This is a genomic window from Methanosarcina sp. DH2 (assembly GCF_020804225.1).
Classification (GTDB): domain Archaea; phylum Halobacteriota; class Methanosarcinia; order Methanosarcinales; family Methanosarcinaceae; genus Methanosarcina.
On the sequence record NZ_WJBI01000010.1, the window covers coordinates 16,099 to 32,774 of the forward strand.

The 16,676-nt window shown below is 41.8% G+C and carries 10 protein-coding genes and 2 pseudogenes; 2 read left to right on the forward strand and 10 right to left on the reverse strand.

What is annotated here, in order from left to right; translation table 11 throughout:
- Positions 1-158: 158 nt before the first annotated feature.
- Complete coding sequence (locus FXV91_RS11775; RefSeq protein WP_229390800.1) at positions 159-1,307, reverse strand: C39 family peptidase; 1,149 nt, start codon at positions 1,305-1,307, stop codon at positions 159-161.
- 434 nt (positions 1,308-1,741) lie between these two features.
- Here FXV91_RS11775 and FXV91_RS11780 point away from each other — a divergent pair, with 434 nt between their 5' ends.
- The gene (locus FXV91_RS11780) at positions 1,742-2,572 is read left to right on the forward strand and encodes a transcriptional regulator FilR1 domain-containing protein (RefSeq protein ID WP_229390801.1); all 831 of its coding nucleotides are present in this window, start codon (positions 1,742-1,744) and stop codon (positions 2,570-2,572) included.
- A 22-nt stretch (positions 2,573-2,594) separates the two neighbouring features.
- Here FXV91_RS11780 and FXV91_RS11785 read toward each other — a convergent pair whose 3' ends face one another.
- From FXV91_RS11785 to FXV91_RS11825, 9 genes and pseudogenes are all read right to left on the reverse strand, one after another.
- Positions 2,595-3,005, reverse strand: a complete 411-nt coding sequence (locus FXV91_RS11785) for a hypothetical protein (protein ID WP_229390802.1) — start codon at positions 3,003-3,005, stop codon at positions 2,595-2,597.
- Between the two features lie 85 nt (positions 3,006-3,090).
- Positions 3,091-5,415, reverse strand: a complete 2,325-nt coding sequence (locus tag FXV91_RS11790; RefSeq protein ID WP_229390803.1) for a DUF3160 domain-containing protein — start codon at positions 5,413-5,415, stop codon at positions 3,091-3,093.
- Between the two features lie 67 nt (positions 5,416-5,482).
- Positions 5,483-6,652 (reverse strand): hypothetical protein, encoded by a 1,170-nt coding sequence (locus FXV91_RS11795; RefSeq protein ID WP_229390804.1) that lies wholly within the window; start codon positions 6,650-6,652, stop codon positions 5,483-5,485.
- 701 nt (positions 6,653-7,353) lie between these two features.
- Positions 7,354-7,605: pseudogene (locus FXV91_RS11800) on the reverse strand (radical SAM protein); the annotation flags it as partial.
- Positions 7,606-8,237: 632 nt separating this feature from the next.
- Positions 8,238-11,578: pseudogene (locus tag FXV91_RS11805) on the reverse strand (PAS domain S-box protein).
- A 296-nt stretch (positions 11,579-11,874) separates the two neighbouring features.
- A complete protein-coding gene (aroC, locus tag FXV91_RS11810) occupies positions 11,875-12,972 on the reverse strand; it encodes a chorismate synthase (protein ID WP_229390805.1) in 1,098 nt (365 codons plus the stop codon).
- 5 nt (positions 12,973-12,977) lie between these two features.
- A complete protein-coding gene (locus tag FXV91_RS11815) occupies positions 12,978-13,868 on the reverse strand; it encodes a cation diffusion facilitator family transporter (RefSeq protein ID WP_229390806.1) in 891 nt (296 codons plus the stop codon).
- A 495-nt stretch (positions 13,869-14,363) separates the two neighbouring features.
- A complete protein-coding gene (ribB, locus tag FXV91_RS11820) occupies positions 14,364-15,107 on the reverse strand; it encodes a 3,4-dihydroxy-2-butanone-4-phosphate synthase (RefSeq protein ID WP_229390807.1) in 744 nt (247 codons plus the stop codon).
- Positions 15,104-15,817, reverse strand: a complete 714-nt coding sequence (locus tag FXV91_RS11825) for a winged helix-turn-helix domain-containing protein/riboflavin kinase (protein ID WP_229390951.1) — start codon at positions 15,815-15,817, stop codon at positions 15,104-15,106. Before FXV91_RS11825 ends, ribB begins: the two co-directional genes overlap by 4 nt.
- A 156-nt stretch (positions 15,818-15,973) precedes the next feature.
- On the opposite strand from FXV91_RS11825, the gene FXV91_RS11830 reads away from it, so the two are divergent.
- Positions 15,974-16,468 (forward strand): HVO_0476 family zinc finger protein, encoded by a 495-nt coding sequence (locus FXV91_RS11830; RefSeq protein WP_229390808.1) that lies wholly within the window; start codon positions 15,974-15,976, stop codon positions 16,466-16,468.
- The last annotated feature ends 208 nt before the right edge of the window (positions 16,469-16,676 follow it).

Here is a 16,676-nt window from a genome sequence, read left to right on the forward strand (position 1 = left end):
TTTGAGCAGAAATTAACAGCCCAAAAATGGAACTGATAAATCATATTATCATTAACGCTTACCGGGAAAGTTTTCCATCCCCGCAGCAAGCTAGCGGGGTATTCGACTGAAAATAAATGAGCCAAGTGGCTCGCTTAAAGATATTTCGCTTTATTTTCTTATCCCAAATAAGAATATCCAGTTGATGAGGTATCATCAGACCCTGTGTATTCATAGACATTTTCTTCATAGTTGAATAAAGGATTACCTGTATCGTACCAAAACATCGTATTTTCACCAGTCCAAGTATTTGGATCATTTAGTTGGAAATATTGGCTGCCTGTAGAGTATCCTCTAAGAACTACTGCATGGCAAGCACCATAGAAACTTTCTTCTGTAAGATAAAATGGTCTTCCATTATCGATCATACTTTCAATTTGACCGATTGTGTAAGAGAGTGAGCCAGTTTTTAGACCTTTAATTAAATATACGCCTTGATCATCCAGATAATCTTGAGCTTCACCAGCGCTCATTCGATCATAACCATTATAAACCCAGATACTCCATATAGATGGATGGTCACCTGACCAGTATTCTTCAAGCATTGCAGCGCATGTTTCACCACAGGCTTGGCTTGCAGCATCGTAATTTTGTTGGTATGTATATATTTCCCACTGACTTCTTTGAGGAACATCAAGGGATATACTGCTTTTAGTTGTTGCAGTTGGACTAATGTTTTCGTACATGCTGATAGATGATCCCAAGAGACCTATTTCACATTCAATTCCATTTCTTATAACTTTCCCAACAATGCATCCTTTTCCATCTTCATAGAATTCTCCATGTAGGTTGTATTTTTCTTCTGCATCTTGAAGATCGACATATGTTGCGTACATTTCTGTTGCGCCTTCGTAACGGGTCATTGTCATGTTGTCTACTTTGGAGTAAATAGGCTTGGCTCCGTCCGGGACATTCCATCCAATAAACACTTGAGTTGCTTCACCGGATAATTGAACTTTCTCCTCTTCTCCATCAAGTGTGATTATGCCTTCAAGAACAACAAAGTTGTTCTTATCGATGGTGCCTGATAGATAAGCTGTCACTGATTTTTTAGTAGTGTTTGCTGTGCTCAAGTCAGTGATCTTTTTGTCATCTAGAGGAATTATCAGAACCCCATCTTTTTGGTCCATTGTTAAGGTAACTTGTTTGACATCTGAGCTATCAGACAATGTTTCTGCTTGGGCACTTACCATTGGTACAAATGTCATGCCTACCAGCATCATTGCCGCAAGTAGTGCGGCAATTTCAAATTTTCTGTTTGCAATCATTCTTTTACCTCGTAATTTTATTCCCGAGGCAAGATCAAGCAAGCTTTAAATATCCACAAAGATATCATTTCCTTGCCTCAGGGCATGTGAAGTTCAAATGTGCTCTGGAAAGTTTGTTTGGACTTCACATTCAAAAATCTCTCTTAATCTTCTCCTATACATTTATTACGGTGATGAACTATTCATCAGCCCGATTAACATTCATTAAACCAATACTCTTTTTCATCAAAAATAACGAAATTTCAGAGCTTTAACTGATGTCTGAAATTCGATTCACTTTTAGCAAATAATCTGGAGATTATTTTCTTCACTAAATAATAAAATTAACAAAAAAGGTAGCAACATACATGCCCCAACAAAAGAAAAGAATATATGATGTCAAAATAATTTAATAAGAAAGTAAGGAAAAAAATCTGTAGATACGGCGACATGAAATGAACGGCTTCGAAATTTATAAAAAAAGGGGAGATGACGTTCAGGCAATATATAGGTCAAGACTTCTAACAGAGATACTTCTATCATTAAACGAGGGCAGCAGAAAGCTTTCTCAACTGCGTGAAATTACCGGAAGTACATCTCAGGCACTAATTCCAAAGCTCAGGAAAATCGAAGCGGATCATCTGATAGAAACAAAAGAACATGAGTATTTCCTGACGTCAGCAGGAAAAATTGTGGCTTCAGGAATAGCTGACTCTTTTGTAACATTTTGGACTATTAATAAGTTTAAGCATTTCTGGTTAAGACATTACCTCGAAGGAATTCCCAGTCCTTTGTTAAAAGAAATCGGATGTCTTTATGAGTCTGAAGTCCTCAAGGATCGAGGCATGAAGATCCTTAACGTCTACAACAATCAGTTAAAAATGATTAAAGAAGCAGATCATATATACGGTATATCGTCCGTTGTAACCGAAGGATATGCTGATGCTATCTCTGAAAGAGTAAAAGAAGGAGTCCCTGTCGAGCTTATAGTTCCTCTTCACGTTGCAGAAGAATTGAAGCGATCACCTTATCTGGAAAAAATAGAAGCACTGAAAAATTATGAAAACTTCAAATTAATGGCTATGAATGAAGATATTAAAGTGGGACTTATTGTTACGGATAAACGTCTTTCTCTGAACCTGTACAAAAAAGAAGGCGTTGAGTACGACATAAGCACAGGCCTGTTCAGTTCTGACTCGAAGGCCATTGAATGGGAGAGAGGCTTTTCTGGTATTGTAAAGGGAAGGCAGATTTCACAAAATTTCAGTGATGCGGAAATTTGTTAGAGAAAAATCTGGACAAGCCTCCTCAAACAGTTTCTATCATTATCATTATTGGAGCCTCGTTATTCCAATCTATTACTATAATAGGTGTGCTGCAACGATGCAAAGATACTGGAATAGTTTCTTCTAGAACTCCATTATCCAGTGTAATCCTGAATGTATAATTTTTCATTCCGGTAGAATATAGAAGATCAAACGGTTTTGCTTCTGAAGCCCTTTCATCCGGATAAAGCTTGTATGATTCCTTGAACATGGAACTGTTGTACGAGTCCAATATTTCTACAGTTACTTCATGGGTCCCTGCATCATTATTTCTGATTTCAAAAAAATTAGGTAAAGCCGGACCGCCCAGAAGAAATATTAATACATTATAACCCACGAATGCAGCTACAAGTATGATTAACAAAAGTAAAAGTATTTTTTCAAAGTTTCGCATTTGTAATCCTCACATCTTGAATTCGGATTTAGCAAACAGGCTCAAAAAGGAAAGTGAAAAGATAGACTATTCAGAATCGTATTTTTTACCCCCTAAAGGAACTTATCCACTCCGGTCTTTCAGGAGGGTTATTATTCAGCATTATTCTCCATTCTTCATCAGTCAACCTTTCTCCTGAAGGCTGCCAGAACTCATAGTAACTCATTACAGGGCCTGCTCCAAGCACGATCCTGCCGTCAGGCTGTTTGTACGCTACTACCATCATGTCCAGTTTTCCGGTCCCTTCTTCCAGGATACTTCCTCCCGGACCTGTATAAACATCCGCAACCAGAGTGGACATCTGGGACTTGATATCTACGTTCTCAAGCATTGGAGCTATATTCTGGTCGAAATTCCTGATGAACTCGTACTCTTCATCCGTCAGCTCTTTATTTTCAAGCTCTTTAATCGAGATTTCCAGCAGCCTTTCAAGGGTTTTTTCAAGAGTTGTAAAGTCTTTATCCGACTGCTCATCAAGTACTTCCATATCATTTAACCCCGTGTGTGCCATTTTTGTAAGAGCAAGCATCCTTGCATAGAATTCAGGGACTGGCTCCACATATCCCTCTACAGGTTTTTCTTCCTGAATTTGGGGAGCACCCATGAAGTAGGTCTGCTTTCCATAGAGGATAGTATCATGCCTGAGCTCGGTCCAGGAAGCAAGGGCGGTGTTAAGCTGCTTATCCTCCCAGGCTTCGGTCTGCATGAAAGTGGGATACCCCTCAGGATAGCTTACAAGGAGGGGCTTTAAGGCGTATAGCTGTGCCCAGTAGAGGTTTTTATTCCAGTCTTCTTCATCAAAAGCTTCAAATTCGTTTTCCAGAGATTGATGGCTGATTTCATATTCTGCGTTTTCGGAAACATCCATATTTTTAAGGTGTTTCGCGGCTCTTTCAGAGCCGAGAAGATCCATGATATTCAGGGCAGGGAAACCGAGCTTCTGGAAGATATAGGAATCCGGGGTATAGCGCTGCCCCATGAACCTGAAACCTTTTGTGGCATCAAGGGTTTTGCTTTCAGTTTCAGAGCCTGCAGGAATTATTTCCCCTGTTCCGCCATAGATTTTCGGGCTTTCGTATCTTTCCAGTTCGGTTTTCAGTGCTGTAAGGCTTTCGTTGTCGAAACTCACTCCGGATCTATCATTTCCAAAGACGGTATCCAGAGCTTTTGCATATTCATAGGGGCCAAGGTCATCGGAAAAACCGACATAGAAAGCCGTTACCTCGTAGATTCTGTCCCAGCTGGCCCGGAGGTTTTTGTCCCTGTCAAAATGGTCAGAAATTAAAAGGGCCTGCATAGTCTGAATTCTCGCTTCCTTTTCCGGGGTTTCTGCAGTAATCATATCCGACTGAAGGAGCATGCTCATTCTGCCGTGCCACATCATGGCCTTAAAATAGTTCTTCAGTTTCTCGGAGCGAGTGTAATGTCCCCTTGGGGTGTACTGAGAGTAATCTTCCCTATACTTGAAAATCGGAGATATTCCATCCTCACGTGCCCCTATCAGGCGCAATTCAGTATCTACATCGGTCTTTACAAAAGAGGGGACTTCGACACTGTATTGTTTTGCTTCCTCAGAATCAAAGAGTATGATTTTCCCCGAATCTTCCCGTGATTGCCCTATCTGATCAGGTTCCGGTTCAAGAAGTCGCAAAGCCACTGCAAAGTATGCAACATTTCTTCTTGCGGCTTCCTTTTCTCGCCCTGAGGCGCTGTCATAATCTTCTATGGAGGCTTCAAGGAGAGCTTTGTCAAGTTTCCAGAGTTCGTCGTAAAATTCATCAGATTCTGCCCTTTTTAGCGTCTCATCAAACTGGATATGATAAAGGTGAAGAAGAGAATCCGAAGTGATGAAAATAGGAACGTCAGCAACTTTCAGGTCTTTATAAGTAGAATTTACCAGTGTATGCCCTGCTCCAGGCAGATTTTCGATAGCCGGATTTTCAATCACAACAAACCCATTTATGTACAGCAAATCCCTGCTTTCGTTCTTCAGGGGAATTTTTTGGACGAAATCGTCATAATTTGCAATTTCGGAGGCCTGTAGATGTAAAGAATAAGGGGAAACATTTGCTTCAAACCGTAGATTTTCTTTACTATAATATTTGGAAAAAGAGCTTTGCCTTTCAGGTTCGAGGGTATCTTTGCTCTTTTCGGAGTAATTCTCTACAGGAGCGATTTCTACTGTAGCATTGAGTGAACTGTCCTGATTGTCTGTTACTTCATCAAGTTTAGCTTCTTTTACTGGTTCGCTGCTGCTATCAATACAGCCTGATCCAGGTATCAGTGATACTGCCAGCAAGCAGATTACTATCAATGCCTTTATTTTCAAGTCAAATCCCTCACATTTTGATTTTGGTTTTAGCAGGCACATTTATAAAAAATGAGAAAATTTAAGAATTGGAAAATTTAAGGTATACGGCAACCTGAGAATGTAAAGTTTAATTTTTTACTATTATAATTCCAAAAATTACCAATAACGTTGCGCATAACCCAATCGCTGCGACATGATGAATATCATCTATTGGAAAGATAGTGCCTTCTATTGGAAAGGTAATATTTTCTGTGTCGTCTAATTCAGCAGAGTTGTTTAATGTAGAATTCTCTATTCCGCCATTACTCCCTGATGCCGGACCGCTGGGCAGTAAATATGATTCATTATAGTAATTATCAAAACGTACTGTACCTTCCTGGTTGTAAAACATAACCGAAACGCCACTGAGACCGGCTTTATCCGCATATTCTTTCACGATATTGCAGATTTCGTCAAGTTCGCTCTGAGGATAAACTGTTTCGTTTTCTTGATAGTAAAGTGATATCAGGAAAACGTCGTCCATCGTGTCTGAACCATATGCAACTATCGGCCCTTCTGGATAGAGGTACGGTTGTATTTCATTGAGAGAACCATCTTTTATAATTTGTAAGGATGACGAATTGGACATATAATAAAAAAGCTTCGGAAGTGTAATATCTGTTAGCTGAACAACGTCCCTGCCAAATGTAGCTTTATTTTCAGAAAAATAAAATATTGCTGTTTTATCCCAGAGACAAAATATGACCGGTACTTCATCAAGCCCGGCTTTAATGGCATTCTTTTCCACAATGTTGTAGATTTCTTTTAACTCGGCTTCGGAATAGACAGTTTTGTTACCTTTATAGTCATAGAGTTTAATCAAAAAATACCCGGGCATAGGACCGGCACCATAGTTAACTATCGGGCCATCAGGATAAAGATACGGCTTTACCTCACGGATAGAACTGTCTCTTACAGTCTGCAGGGTTGAACTGAATTCAGCTAGCTGGGAAGCGTTTTTAACTGCCGGAACACTTCCATACGCTTTTAGAACATTGGGGTCGTATATAGGACTTTCAGGATTTGTACAATTTTTAAAGGACTCTTCATTTAATTTTGAGAGCAGGGAGATTGTTTCTTCCGGATTATCCTGCCAGGCATAGTATGGTACATCATATACGGGTATCTCTGACCAGCCAGTTGTTTCCTCTATAATTTCATTCTGGTCAGGCAAATGGAGACTATCTGCAAGTGCATATCCTGAAAGCAGGACTAGAATCAAAAAAACGATAAGTAGTTTTACTGGCTTTCTACTCATATTCTCACCAAAATTCCCAAAAATTAGAATGTCAGAAAGTAAAAAAGGCACGACTAGTAACTATTCGAATAGTGACCACTCAAATTTACAAAATTTCCTCCACCGGTAATCCCTCTGCTTCAGTAATCATCCATGGCTCCGCAACTACTATAGCGGTTGATTATTCAGTTAGTGTTTCAGCACCTGAAAACGGCACAGATATATTTTATCAACATTGCCGAAATTAGCGTTCCGATTCTAGGTTATTCTTTGTTCATGCTTTGCTCTTTTCTTACTCAAGAGGCAGGATCATGCAAGCCTAAGGACCCTCAAAGCTGGCATATCATGCCTCGGAAGCATGGAGTTCAGGCGAGTCTGGAAAGTATATTTGAACTCCATAATTGACTTTGAATAGACTCTATATAAGTTTTCTAGCCAGATCATCAAACTGACATTCTTTCATACTCTTTTGGAGTATACAATTATTCTCTGACCTCTGATTGTTTGATACCTTGGACAGAAAACTTATAAGGCTACAGTTGCCACAGTTGTTTTCCACAATATAAAAAAACGAACCTCATCACTCTACAGGTATCTACATCGAAATTCAAGCCAGTTCATCTAGATTCGGATGATTACATACCTGATCGCTCTTTAATAGAATTAAAAAAGAGGTGATTTGCGGCGGAAGGTGTTTTATGATCGGAGTAAATTTTGGGGGATCGAAGCCCGGCATCAGTCCCATACCTTGCAATCTCGAAAACATCCGGTCTGGTAAGAGGTTCGCCTCCGCTCAGGATGAGGATAGCTTTTCCAAGCTCTACCTCATCAATGAAATGCTTAGCCTCTTCGGTTGTAAGCTCACCTTCAGGAACCGAGGAGGTGGAAGCTCCCCTGCAGTGCACGCAGTTCAGGTTGCAACCTGCAGTAAGTTCCCATGCAATAAGCCTTGGTGCATTTGTCATAGCAATCATAAATTAAGGGTTTATAGGAAGAAGCGTAAAACCCATGAAATCTTAATTTCATGGGATATAAGCGTCAACTTCCTCAACATTATTTTCGATACGTGTTGCCTCCATATATACCATCGTCTAATATAATCTTAGATTAAGGTATGCGAAAACCAAGCAACCTTTTTCCAAGAGTTTACCATCAGGCTCAATATGTCTTGAATAAATCCACTGTACCAAGTTCGTTTTCATGTAAAGCCGAAACGGACGAATGGACAGAACTCAGTAGGGCTGGTATAGCCCGAATTAACGCTCATGGAGATGCCGATGGTCTTCTATGAAGTGAGAAGCCGCTAAGTCTTTAGCTTAGTGGTAGTTCACGTCAATGCAATCTTTCTAAACTGATAACAGCGAAAAGATTTAAGAAAGAATTGGAGATACCCACGCAGCAGGTGACGGGAGTAGTTACGTTCTGTCTTCCTCATAGATACCAATAATTTGTATTAGGTTGGATGCGATCAATAAGGAATGGGTTTCTTTCGTTGCAGCTTATGTAAACCCATAAGTCTAAATCGAAACAAATAGGTTAACCGAACAGCAAGAAAGGTCTTTTGAATATGAGTGTCTTGAAGATTATGTACTTTTTTTATCCGGGCTTATGATCTTTCCGCTACCCTGAATGTAATTCTGAATTTTGTTCCCTGGTCTCGTTTAAGCTCAATTTTTCCATCCAGCTGGTCAACCAGGATGCTTACTAACTGCAGTCCGAGTGATTCAAAACTTTCTAATTCTACGTTTTCAGGAATTCCTTTTCCGTTATCTGAAATTGTCAGGCTGAAAAGAGATTTATCTATTTCGTTATTCTTTTCTTTCCGGCAAAGCTTGATTCGTATTTCCCCTTCTTCTTTCTCAGTAAATGCATGTTTGAGAGAGTTGGAAACGAGTTCATTAACAATTATTCCTAACGGGACAGCAACATCCATATTAAAGAGTGTATTTTCTTCCAGATCCATGCAGAGGCGGACATTTTTACTACTAAGTCTATAAGTTTGGAAAAGGCTTTCAGCTAATTTTTGAAGGTAAGCAGAAAAGTTCAGTGTGTCGTTTCCTTCCCCTTTATAGAGTTCTTCATGGATAAGAGACATTGAGGTTACCCGGTTCTGACTTTCCCTGAAAGCTTCGAGTACCTCTTTATCCCGGAACTTTTCAGCCTGGAGATCTAGCAGGGAAGAGATTACCTGCAAATTGTTTTTGATTCTGTGGTGAATTTCTTTCATTCTCGCCTCTTCAGCTTTTGCCAGTAATTTTTCTGCCTTAATACGTTCAGTAATATCTCTGGCAATACCTGAGATAGCTACAAGCTTTCCATGTGAATCAAAAATCGGAGAAAGAGTTATCGAACCATTTATTATTGTACCGTCCTTTTTTACCCGTAAAGTTTCGTAGTGCTGGACCTTTTCTCCCTGTTTAATCTTTTCAATTAACTGTTTTACTTCCCCTTTAATAGTATCTGGTTCAAGTATTGATACGTTTTTTCCCAGAATTTCTTCAGCTGAATAACCATAAATCTGCTCTGCACTCTTATTCCAGCTGGTAATAATACCATCAAGAGACTCAGTTGCAATAGCATCGTTCGATGATTCCACAACATTTGCGAGTATCTTAATTTTCTCTTCTGATTTTTTACGTTCAGTAATATCCTGAACTATTCCCTTCACTCGAACAGGAATTTTCTGCTCGTCAAAGATAACTTCAGCTTGTGAATGGACTGTACGTTCTTCCCCATTAGCTAAAACAATACGATAGTCAATGCCACTTTTGGGTTCTTCATTTAGCCCTTTCTGAATATTTTGTTCTACATAGTCTCTATCGTCAGGGTGGACATAATTAAAAAGCTCATAGTAAGTTGCACCTGGCTCTTGAGGATTACGTCCATAAATACGATACAGTTCATCAGACCAGTATACTTCACCAGTTACAAGGTCCCAGTCCCAGTTTCCAATATGGGCCATCTTTTGAGCTTCAGCGAAGCCTTTTTCACTTTCTTTCAATGAGATGTAAGCCTTTTCAAGCTCTTCTGTTCGTTTTTTAACTAATTGTTCTAAATTATCATGTGCTTTTTTTAGATTTTCTTCTGCTTTTTTGCGCTCAGTAATATCGTGTGCCGCAGCAAAAACCCCAATAATTTTGCCAGCTTCGTCTTTATAAACTGAGGCATTATACAAAACAGGAGTTATACGCCCATCCTTATGCTGTAGCTCTAGAGGATAATCCCAAACTTTGCCATATGTGAATACCTGTTGATAGCCTTTATGGGCTTTCTCAGGCTCAGTAAAGTAATCTGAGAAATCGGTACCTATGAGTTCATCTCGAGAATAACCGGTAACTGTTTCAGTGGAATTATTGACATCCGTAATCTTACCATCATGCCCAATGGTTACTAAAGGGTCCAGGCTGGCTTCAATAAGGCTACGATTATAAATATTAGATAATCTGAGAGATTCTTCCGACCTTTTCCTCTGTAGAGCCTGCACCACTGCTGGCGCGATAGCTTCGAGATCCTTCTGGTGCTCGCAGCTATAGCCTCCTTCACTGTTTGCGACCGCAATCAAGCCCATCGTTTTCCCGTCCCGGACAAGGGGCACGCCAAGAAACGACGTGAGTGAAGGATGGCCTTGAGGCAAGCCAATGCTGTCGGGATGTGACAGTGGATTATTGGTAAAGAAGCTTTTCTCGTTGATGACGACACTGCCGTACAGGCCATGGACAACAAAGTCACTCGGGGGACGCGATGCCCTGTCTTGTCGTACATAAGGCACTGTTCCCATGCCAGCTCGCTTTTTGCAACATCATGCAGCATTCCGTCAGAGCCCATTTCATTAATGAAACCAAACTTACTGCCTGTAATTTCCAGGGCCACAGAGAGACATGCATTTCCCAGTTCTTCTTCTGTTTTTGCCTGCACCACATTGCTGAAGATCCGGTTGATTCCCTCAAGAATAAGGTTGTATCTGCTTATTCTGTGCTCTTCTTGTTTGCGTTCGTTGATATCATGGGCGACATAAACACTCCCAATGAGTTTTCCTTCCGAATCATATAGTGGCGAGGCGCTCACTAAGAAATAACCACCAAGATAATCCTCGAAAACCTCTACAGTGTGCTCAGCCCCATCCTTAAGCAACTGCCGGTGCGGGCAAAAAGAGGGGGGCCTGTCTGTCCCATGGATAACACGATCGCAGGTTAACCCTACGCACTCTTCTGGTGTCACCCCCAATCTTGCCGCCATGGCTCTGTTTGCACGAACAACTCTATATTTATCATCAATTATGGCTATCAGGTCTGGCACGGTATCGAAGGTGTATTTCCAATTTTGTGCAGCCTGAATAGCTTCTTTTTCCGCCCTCTTCCTTCCGGAATTTTCTATCCGTCCCCATTTACCGTCCCTTTTGACCAAAGCAAATTGATGGTTGGAGACTACATCGATAATCTCGGCTGTGCTGCACATATCGAGATAATATGGGCATAGAGCTATTACGTGGTGTTTGTCGATAATAGCATCCACTTTATTCTCATAATCAACAAAATCATCCCAGCCTTCTTTTTCCAGCCAGCGATTGTCCCCTGTAGCTCTCAGTCCATCATAGCCCCTTGCCAGAACCTGATCGATTTTTTCAACCCATCTATTTACGGCTCTCTCCGGATCGAAAACACCCTCCTTCATATACCCGTGAGTATAGGGGATAATTTCCATTTGCCCTCTCTCCAGATAAACATCAAAATCAGGAACAGCCCTTCTAAGAGCTTCTTTTGCCTCTTCTACTTCCAGAGGTTGTAATGTGATCCACACACAAAGCTCGTTATTTTCCAGCCCTGCTTTGAAATAAGGGACCAGTATATCCATCAAATCTTCTTTTGTCTGATAGAATTGACAGAGGTGAGTTCCCCAGGGCACATCTCCAATTATATCAATGCCAGATTTTCTCAGGATTTCCCTCATTCCAAAATTTTCTCCTGCTTGGCTATGTATAAAGCAAAAATTCAGTTGTCTTTTTAGTGGGCGGTCTTGCCTTCCCGTACTTCATAATTAGACTTTCACTTAAAAATCCTGTGCAGAGCGATATTTGGAAGAGTCAAAAACCTTATTTGGTGGGAGAGGTGACAGCTCTCACAGTGCTATATAGCCATATGACAAATCAATATTAATTTTCTTCTATTTATTTTGTCATCTACATATGTTTTATTGAGCCTACAACGGTTATCAGATTTGCGTTATAGTAATTGAATCGCATATCTTTATTCCAGCAGGGTTCTTGGATTGATAAAGCCGCTCCTGAGCATATGGTCTGCAAGCACAAGGGCAACCATGGCTTCGGCAACCGGCACCATACGCGGGGGAATCGTCGGGTCATGCCTTCCTTTAATTGAGATTTCAGCATTTTCATGGGTTATAAGGTCGACAGTTTGCTGGAGTTTCCCTATAGAAGGGGTGGGTTTTACTGCTGCACGGCAAACAATATCCAGGCCTGTTGAGATTCCGCCGAGGATCCCGCCTGCGTTATTGCTCGTACAGGTGATATTTTCCCCCTCCATACGGAAGGAATCGTTCATTTCACTTCCACGCATACGGGCAGCCTCAAATCCTGCCCCGATTTCAAAGCCTTTGACGGCGGGGATACTCATCAGGGCCTTTGCAAGGTCTGCATCCAGACGGTCAAATACGGGTTCTCCGAGGCCTGCGGGCACTCCTTTTGCAATAACCTCGACAATTCCACCGACACTGTCTCCTTCCTTCCGCAGGTTTGCAACCTTTTCAAGCATTTTTTCAGCAGCCTCGAGATCGGCACAGCGAACAGGCGTTTTTTCAACATTTTCAAGGATTTCTTCAAAAGAGAGAGGTTTTGCCCGGATTCCGCCAAGTTCCATGACGTGCCCAGCTACCTGGATTCCGAAGCTTGAAAGCAGAAGCTTTGCCAGGGCACCGCCTGCAACCCTGCCTATTGTCTCCCTTGCAGAGGATCTTCCCCCTCCGCGGTGGTCCCTTATTCCGTAGCGGGCCATGTACGTAAAATCAGCGTGTCCGGGGCGGGGAGTATTTTTAATAGCATCGTAAGAAGAAGACCTAGCGTCAGAATTCCAGACCAGCATGGAAATGGGAGTGCCTGTACTCATGCCTTCGAAAATTCCGGAAAGTATCTCCACCCTGTCAGCTTCATTTCTAGGTGTGGAGACTTCGCTTTGTCCGGGGCGCCGCCTGTCCAGTTCTTTCTGGATATCGGCTTCGGAAAAAGGAAGTCCTGCAGGCAATCCGTCGACAACAACACCTACAGCCCTGCCGTGAGACTCGCCCCATGTCGTGATTCGAAACATTTGCCCGAAAACGTTTCCAGCCATGCATCTTAACTGGTTTTTTTGCTATTTGATCCTTGGGGTAAGGCGGGCTCGAGGTGCACAACCACATCAGTAACGTCTTTATATTCAGCCTTCAGCATTTTGCTTACCCTGTGAGCGATAAGGTGTGCTTCTTCAAGAGGCAAGTCAGGCTGCACAAGCACGTGCATATCTATCCGAATATCGCCCATGCCGCCGCGCGTCCGGATCTTATGGCAGCCGATTACTCCTTCAACTCCTATAACAAGGTTGCAGATCTCCTCTTCTTCAAGCCGGGACATATCGAGCAGAACCTTTGAATTCTCCTTCATAATCCTGAACCCGGCTCTGAAGATAATAAAAGATATGAGAAGAGCGATTAAAGGGTCCAGAAGAGGAAAACCCAGTTTTATAGCAGCCAAGCTTACTATTACCGAGAGAGAGACATAAATATCGCTTTTCGTGTGCAGAGAGTCTGCAATAAGAACCTGGCTTCTCAGGGATATGCCCTGCCTGTATTCATAGTGAGTGACCAGATAGTTAATGCACATCGTGCCCAGGATTACGAGGAAACTGATAGCTGTAACTTCAGGCACGCTCCGGATAAGAAAACGGTCAAGTGCATGCCGGAAAATCTCAAAACCTACATAAAGTAGAAGTAAGGCAATAAAAATAGAGGCTACGGTTTCATACTTCTGATGGCCGTAAGGGTGTTCTTTGTCCGGAGGGCGCGCTGCAATAAAACTTCCCACAAGCCCCACAATGTTCGAGACCCCGTCAAATAAGGAGTGGTAGCCGTCCGCGGTCATACTGAGGGTATTGGTAAAAGTGCCGTAAATGATTTTAGCAAAAGCTACGGCGAGATTCAGGAAAAGTACAAGGACAAGGACTCGCTGGACTTTTTTAAACCTGTGTATCACCGGACGACACCCCTAACTGCAAACTGCGAAATATCAGGACAGAAAATGAAAAAATCAAAGGCTATGTAAGTCAGAATAATGCTATTATTGTATACTAACTTGCGTTGTTTGATATTATAATATTCTGCTGTCAACATGCAGATTATCCAAGGTCAAGAAGTAATAATTTGTCACTCTATTTTTCCAGTGCGGTTGAAAATTGATCCGTATTTTGATTGAAACCGGCCGGCTAAGCCGTGCTCGACGTTTGCAAAGAAAGGTTGAAATATGCCATTCAGGCTGCCCTATAGTAATATCAACCGGCTAACTATGGACCGCGAGCATTCAAATAAGAGAAAAAGAAAAATGAAAAAGAAAAATGAAAAAGAAAAATGAAAAAGAAATCAAAAGCAAAAAAGAAAAGACAAAAAGAGAAATAAAAAAGACAAAAAGAGAAATAAAAAAGACAAAAAAGAAATAAAAAAGACAAAAAGGGGAATAAAAAAAAGATGGATTTCAGCACTCTGAGCCTGTCCATATCATGTAGGCTTCAACTATTTCCTGCCCTTCGAGAAAGATAAGCCCGTGTTCTTCGCCGTACTCTTTTGACATTTCTTTTGAGAGGGCTTTCCCGCTCTCATCGTCCAGCATCTCACAGACAACCATTGCAGGGGTGATTCCTGCCATGCGGGCAAGTGCAACTGAAAGCTCTGTCTGGCCCATGCGCTCTTCGAGAAGTCCTTCGGCAGCCCTGAGGAGAGCTACATGACCAGGAGTCCTGAATTCGTTTCCAAAACGGACTCCGTTTCCGGAAAGGGAGTTTTCCGTGATTTCCCCGATTTTTCGGATTGTAAGGGCTCTTTCAAGGTCAGGGATGCCTGTTCTCGTATCCCTGTGGTTGACCCAGAGGGAAAAAGATGAGTGTGAATCGTACTTAAGATCCCCGTCCTTTTCAACAACTTCTCCGAGAGACTCACTGGTTTTGCTGGCCTCCCGAACAAGATCTGCCATAAAAGGCAGCCTGAGCTGTTTTGACGCCACAGGATCTACTGCCACGCAGATAAGCCCGCCTGCATCTTTTCGCATCCACTTAACATCCGTGTAAGTAACAACCTTTGCAGGGATCACAAGATCTGTTTCTCCTTCCCGGGAGTCCGAGTCATAGATCTGGATCATTTTTCCGGCACGCAGGGCTTCCAGTGCCCTGTTGATGTTCTCATTACCATACTTCAGGCATTCGTATACCATGCTCTCGCTCATTCCTGTCCCTCCATACCCTGTTTTTTTACCCGTGTCACAATTCTATCTCCATCTTTCAATTTCAGGGCATCCCTGAGTTTTAGCGGTGCAATAATCTCAATTAAATCCAAGGGGTAATGTGTCCTGTCAGGGACGATCACAGCAGCTTCTATACCCCCTACTCTGATAGGATAACAGTTCCCGCCTCCGAAAGTGCGTTCCCCGTCATTGAAACCGTCTATCCGGACAGCAGGCATTTCTCGAAGCCGGTTTCTAAGAGCCGAGCTACTTTCCGAAAGCTGCACATTCAGTGTACCCGGGAAAGGTACAAAGTGCAGTTTTTCTTCAAATTGTTTCCGGTATCCTGGAATGTTTATATAGTACTGACCTTCGCCAAGGCCTTTAAGCACATTTCCTTCGAGTTCCAGAGTATCTGGCTCTGAGGAAAAGATCCTGCTGTATTCAACGTATTCGTTCTTTAGGATTTCAATCCCTTTTTCTGTCATTTTTATCAACTGGCCACCGGGAACTATCTTTCTTTCGATTAACCGCTCTTCCTCAAGCTGTTTTAGCTTTCGTGCTGCGGTTTTAGAGCTGTCCCCCGTATGCTTGTGAAACTCACTAGAAGAGACCTTAACAGTTTTATTCACTGCCCCTATAAGGGCAAGTTTCTTCAGATATTCAATGTCCGGCACTATCGGCACCTGTATTGCCTTAATTTTGAGACGCATCTCATAATTGAGATGTAAGACTACGCATTTCATTATAATAAAACTTTTGATATCGGGCAGGGACAAAAGAAAACGGAAGTAGCTTTCCTAATTATCATATAAAAGGTTTTACCAAACAATTAAGTAGAATAAAGAGAATTAGAAAACGGACCTGCCATGACACAGCATATCAATATCGAATGCCCCTCATGTTCGCCTGGGGAAGAAGTCTCGCATGAACTGGTAAAATTTGGAAAAAGTCCTATAGTGCACTGTCTTGAGTGCGGGCTTGTCTATGTTGCCTCAGGAATAAAAATCCCGAACAAAATAAGCGTAAGGGTTTTTGTAAACAGGATAGAACATCCTTTCACCCAATGGGTAAAACTGGACGCAGGAGAGCTTCTTTACGAAGACGAGGAGATAGTTCTGGATACGCTAAAAACCAGTGAAGAAAATCCATTCATTATAACCTCGCTGCAGGCAGGAGTCAGACGCGTGCCTTCTGCTTTTGCTGAGGAACTTGATACAATCTGGGTAAGGCCTCTTGAAGAAATCACCTTCGGAAAGAAAAGGAAAATGAGACAAAAACACCCTGTATCCCCGGAGAATATGAAACCCGCAATTGAAGTTTCTGCTTCTTCAAAAGGTTTCAAAATAGTGCAGGAAACATGATTTGCAGGCACACAGAAAAAATTAGTTGGTGTTGTCTAAAACACCGGTAAATAATGTATGACGCCTTCTTTACCCTACGCCAAATGAATCTTGGGCTTGCTGGATATAGTAACAAAATAAATCATTAGCCTGGCTGGAAAAACTTAAATTCAGTCTACTAACCATAAAACCGGAGATGGTTGATTTCCAGGATAATGGACGATAAATT

Excerpts from the sequence above, each read along its gene's own strand:
- FXV91_RS11775 (WP_229390800.1), bottom strand. The coding sequence starts at position 1,307 with ATGATTGCAAACAGAAAATTTGAAATTGCCGCACTACTTGCGGCAATG.
- FXV91_RS11780 (WP_229390801.1), top strand. The coding sequence starts at position 1,742 with ATGAACGGCTTCGAAATTTATAAAAAAAGGGGAGATGACGTTCAGGCA.
- FXV91_RS11785 (WP_229390802.1), bottom strand. The coding sequence starts at position 3,005 with ATGCGAAACTTTGAAAAAATACTTTTACTTTTGTTAATCATACTTGTA.
- FXV91_RS11790 (WP_229390803.1), bottom strand. The coding sequence starts at position 5,415 with ATGTGCCTGCTAAAACCAAAATCAAAATGTGAGGGATTTGACTTGAAA.
- FXV91_RS11795 (WP_229390804.1), bottom strand. The coding sequence starts at position 6,652 with ATGAGTAGAAAGCCAGTAAAACTACTTATCGTTTTTTTGATTCTAGTC.
- aroC (WP_229390805.1), bottom strand. The coding sequence starts at position 12,972 with ATGGCTGGAAACGTTTTCGGGCAAATGTTTCGAATCACGACATGGGGC.
- ribB (WP_229390807.1), bottom strand. The coding sequence starts at position 15,107 with ATGAGCGAGAGCATGGTATACGAATGCCTGAAGTATGGTAATGAGAAC.
- FXV91_RS11825 (WP_229390951.1), bottom strand. The coding sequence starts at position 15,817 with ATGCGTCTCAAAATTAAGGCAATACAGGTGCCGATAGTGCCGGACATT.
- FXV91_RS11830 (WP_229390808.1), top strand. The coding sequence starts at position 15,974 with ATGACACAGCATATCAATATCGAATGCCCCTCATGTTCGCCTGGGGAA.